The 4,424-nt window shown below is 67.7% G+C and carries 4 protein-coding genes; 2 read left to right on the top strand and 2 right to left on the bottom strand.

The annotated features are described in order from the left end of the window. A partial coding sequence (locus HUK84_RS11285) for an NAD(P)H-hydrate epimerase (protein WP_281362794.1) occupies nucleotides 1–242 on the bottom strand: 242 nt, incomplete at its 3' end. Between the two features lie 191 nt (nucleotides 243–433). Here HUK84_RS11285 and HUK84_RS11280 point away from each other — a divergent pair. After that, on the top strand, nucleotides 434–886 hold the full coding sequence (locus HUK84_RS11280; RefSeq protein ID WP_176640383.1) for a CopD family protein: 453 nt from the start codon (nucleotides 434–436) through the stop codon (nucleotides 884–886). A gap of 39 nt (nucleotides 887–925) precedes the next feature. On the opposite strand, the gene HUK84_RS11275 is transcribed toward HUK84_RS11280, so the two are convergent. After that, nucleotides 926–2,758 carry a glycoside hydrolase family 15 protein gene (locus HUK84_RS11275; RefSeq protein WP_176640382.1) on the bottom strand — a complete coding sequence of 611 codons (1,833 nt, stop codon included), beginning with the start codon at nucleotides 2,756–2,758 and terminating at the stop codon, nucleotides 926–928. 242 nt (nucleotides 2,759–3,000) lie between these two features. Here HUK84_RS11275 and HUK84_RS11270 point away from each other — a divergent pair. After that, the coding region (locus HUK84_RS11270; protein ID WP_246285624.1) for a DEAD/DEAH box helicase at nucleotides 3,001–4,424 on the top strand (1,424 nt) is incomplete at its 3' end.

Here is a 4,424-nt window from a genome sequence, read left to right as displayed (position 1 = left end):
ACCGCCACCGGCCAGCCCGCCTGAGCCAGCCGGCGCGCGGCGACATAGCCGTCCCCGCCATTATTGCCCGGACCGCACAGCACCAACACCCGGCACGGAGCCACATGGCGGCGCACCGCCCGTGCCACCGCCCGCCCGGCATTTTCCATCAGGTCGTAGACCGGCACCGTGCGGCTGCCTTCCCGGTCGATCCGCCCCATCTGCTCGGGATCAGGCAGGATCAGGTCCGCGATCAGAGACATGTGCACCGTTCCATCGGACACTCCCCAGCCCGCCTCCTCCCCAGATCCAGCCTTGAACCCAGCCCTGGACCCAACCATGGGGACCCCGCGAGCAACGGCCTTGCGCCGCGTTGCGGAATTGGCGATCACACATAGCATCGCCGCGTCCGCCCCGTCACGCGGGCCGCCCTCCATTTGCCAGCGGAGCAGATATGACCTCCTCCATCCTCTGGAGCCTCGTGCTCGCGATCCATATCCTGGGCATGACCGCCTGGGTCGGCGGCATGGTCCATGCCGTGTTCGTCCTGCGGCCCAGCCTGGGCCTGCTGGACGCGACCCAGCGCGCCTCGGTCCATCTGCAGACCCTGACCCGCTTCTTCCGCATGGTGTGGCACCTCATGCCGACGGTGCTGGTCTCCGGCTGGCTGCTGGTCCTGCACGAGGGCGGATTCGCCGCCGTCCCATGGCAGGTCAACGCCATGCAATTGCTGGGCCTGGCGATGGCGGCCCTGTTCGCCCGCATCTATTTCGGCCCGTTCCAGAAGGCCCGCCGCGCCATCCGGCCGCAACCGGCCATCTTCGACAGCATCCGCGCGCTGGTGCTGGCCAATACCGGGCTCGGCGTGCTCACCATCCTCGCCGCCGCCATGGCGCGCGGCCTCTGACCGGACCCGACCCCGGGGCCACCCCACACCATGCGGGCACTATAGCTGCGGCAGCGGCGGCGCCCCCATGGTGGTGATCCGGCCGGCGCTCAGGATCGCCGCCGTGTTGATCAGCGACAGGTGCGAAAAGGCCTGCGGGAAATTTCCCACCTGCCGCCCGCTCCGGGCGTCATATTCCTCGGCCAGCAGGCCCAGGTCGCTGCGCAGCGCCAGCAGCCGGTTGAACAGGGCGTGCGCCTCTTCCAGCCGCCCCTGCGCGACATAGGCGTTCACCAGCCAGAAGGAACAGGCGATGAACGCCCCCTCGCCCCCCGCGACCCCTTCGACGGCATGATCGGGGATATAGCGGCGGACGAATCCGTGCTCGTCCAGCAATTCGCGCTCGACCGCCGCGATCGTCCCGGCCACGCGCGGATCCTCCGCCGGCAGAAATCCCACCACCGGGATCAGCAGCAGCCCGGCATCCAGCCCCTTGCCGCCGAAATACTGGACGAAGCTGTTCTTGTCCGCGTTGAACCCGTCCCGGCAGACCGCGTCATGGATATCCTGCCGCAGGGCCTTCCATTCCTCCAGCGGCGCTTCCAGCCCGTATTTCTCGGCATCGCGAATGGCCCGGTCGAACGCCAGCCAGCATGAGATCTTCGAGACGGTGAAATGGCGCCGTCCGCCCCGCACCTCCCACATGCCCTCGTCGGGCTCCTTCCAGATGCTCGCCAGATGCTCCAGAAGCCCGACCTGCAGGCGCCAGCCATCCGTGATCGCGCACAGCCGCGTCTGGCGCGCGACATGCAGCGCCGAGATCGCCTCGCCATACACGTCCAACTGCAATTGTCCGGCGGCCGCGTTGCCGATCCGCACCGGCACCGACTTGGCATAGCCGGGCAGCCACCCGGCCTCCCATTCGTTCAGCAGGCGCTCGCCGCCGATCCCGTACATGATCTGCACCTGGTCGGGGCTGCCTGCCACCGCCGCCTGCAGCCAGTTGCGCCACTGCATCGCCTCTTCGTAATAGCCGCCCGCCATGATCGCGATCAGTGTCAGCGACGCATCGCGCAGCCAGCAATAGCGGTAATCCCAGTTGCGCTCGCCGCCCAGCTCCTCGGGCAGCGAGGTCGTGGCCGCGGCGACGATCCCCCCCGTGGGCTGATAGATCAGCGCCTTCAGGGTCAGCAGCGACCGCCGCACCGCCGGCGCATGCACGCCCTTGTACGTGCAGCGCGCGATCCAGTCCGACCAGAACTGCTCGGTCCGGCGCAGCGCGGCCAGCGCGTCGATCGGGTCCGGCACCGGCCCGTGCGATTCCAGATGCGTCATCACGAACGGCACCTGGTCGCCCTCCGACACGATGAAGCGCGACACGGTATGGCGCCCCTCGCCATGCAGCGCGACCGGGCAGCGCAGCACGCAGCGCGACGGGCCGGCGATGGCGGTAATGCCCATATTGTCCGGCAGGCGCGTCACCCAGGGCACCGACAGGCCATAGTCGAACCGCAGCACCAGCCAGTTCAGCACCGGCACCGCACCGCGCCGCCCCTCGACGATCCGGATCAGCGTCGGGGTCTCGGTCCCGATCGCCATGAAATCCAGGATGGCCACCACCCCGCCATGGGTCTCGAACACCGTCTCCAGCACCATGCCCTGCTGGCGATAGGTCCGCGTCACCGTGATCAGCGCGCCGCCGCGCTCTTCGTCCGGGGCCAGCAGCCAATGCCCGTTCTCGCCATTGCCCAGCAGGGCGGCGAAACAGGCCGGGCTGTCGAAACGCGGCCAGCACAGCCAGTCGATCGAACCGTTCCGTCCTATCAGGGCGCAGCTTCGCCCATCGCCGATCAGTCCATAATCTTCGATTTTCTGCGGTTCGACGTTAACCACGACACCTCCCAGAGACCCGATGCCACGGGCCCGCGCGATGCCGAAGGCACGAACCCGTTTATGCAACGCGCCACGCTTGATTTTCGTTCCATTTGCCGATACGGACGAACACGCGGAATCGGGGGATTCGCCTTCATTTTCGCAAGGCCCTGCTTCGTCGCAGGAAATCAGGCCACCATGCCTGCCGAACCGCATCGTGGCGGAACGAACGGGACCACACCACTGACACGTTCGAGAGAATTTTGAGCGCCAAGACGAACGCCTCCCCATCGGCCGCGCATGACGCCGAACACCATCCCGCATCCTATGCTCCGTCCGATTCGGGCACGGAGTCGCATGCCGACGGGCAGCCGCCGGCCGACGGGCCGGGCGCCGGAACCGGCGCGGACTCCCCGGCCGAGGCGCAGGCCGAACCCGAGCATCCGCTCTTCTCCGACCTCGGCCTGGCAGCGCCGATCCTGCGCGCGATCGACGAGATGGGCTACCGCCATCCCACGCCGATCCAGGCCCAGGCCATCCCGTATGTCCTGATGGGCCGCGACGTGCTGGGCGTGGCGCAGACCGGCACCGGCAAGACCGCCTCCTTCACCCTGCCGATGCTGGAAATCCTCTCCGGCTCGCGCGCCCGGGCCCGCATGCCGCGCTCCCTGATTCTGGAGCCGACACGCGAGCTGGCGCTGCAGGTCGCCGAGAATTTTGTCAATTACGGCAAATACCTCAAGCTGAACCACGCCCTGCTGATCGGCGGCGAGAGCATGGCCGAGCAGAAGGACGTGCTCAATCGCGGCGTCGACGTGCTGATCGCGACCCCAGGGCGGCTGATCGACCTGTTCGAACGGGGCGGCCTGCTGCTGAACCAGACCAAGCTGCTGGTGATCGACGAAGCCGACCGCATGCTCGACATGGGCTTCATCCCGGATATCGAGAAGATCGTCGGCATGCTCTCGCCCCTGCGGCAGACCCTGTTCTTCTCGGCCACCATGGCGCCCGAAATCCGGCGCCTGGCGGACATGTTCCTGCAGAACCCGAAAGAGATCACCGTCAGCCGCCCCTCCTCGGTCGCCACGACGATCGAGGCCGGGCTGGTGATCGTCGACGAAACCGAGAAGCGCCGCGCCCTGCGCCATATGCTGCGTGACGAGGCGGTGCAGAACGCCATCGTGTTCTGCAACCGCAAGCGCGATGTCGACATCCTGTGCAAATCGCTCGTCAAGCATGATTTCGCCGCCGGCGCCCTGCATGGCGACCTGCCGCAATCAGTGCGCTTCGCCACGCTGGAACGCTTCAAGGCGGGCGATCTCAAGATCCTGGTCTGCTCCGACGTCGCCGCGCGCGGCATCGATATCGGCGGCCTGTCCCACGTCTTCAATTTCGACCTGCCCTTCCATGCCGAGGATTATGTCCACCGCATCGGACGCACCGGCCGCGCCGGACGCACCGGCCACGCCTACAGCCTGGCCACGCCGTTCGACCGCACCCTGGCCGGGGCGATCGAGGCCCTGATCGGCCACCCGATCCCACGCCTGGCCGTCGAGGGTATCGAACAGTTGGAATGGTCCGAGGAAGACCGGCCCCGCGGCGGCCGGCGCGGCAAGGACGGCGGCAAGGACAAGGCCAGGGGCAAAGGACGCGGCGGCAAGCCCGAATCCCGTCCGCGCGACGAGGT

This window comes from Nguyenibacter vanlangensis (assembly GCF_013376155.1).
Taxonomy (GTDB): Bacteria; Pseudomonadota; Alphaproteobacteria; order Acetobacterales; family Acetobacteraceae; genus Gluconacetobacter; species Gluconacetobacter vanlangensis.
The sequence above is the reverse complement of the archived record's forward strand: the minus strand, read 5'-3'. Positions and strand labels throughout refer to the sequence as shown.

Excerpts from the sequence above, each read along its gene's own strand:
- HUK84_RS11280 (WP_176640383.1), top strand. The coding sequence starts at position 434 with ATGACCTCCTCCATCCTCTGGAGCCTCGTGCTCGCGATCCATATCCTG.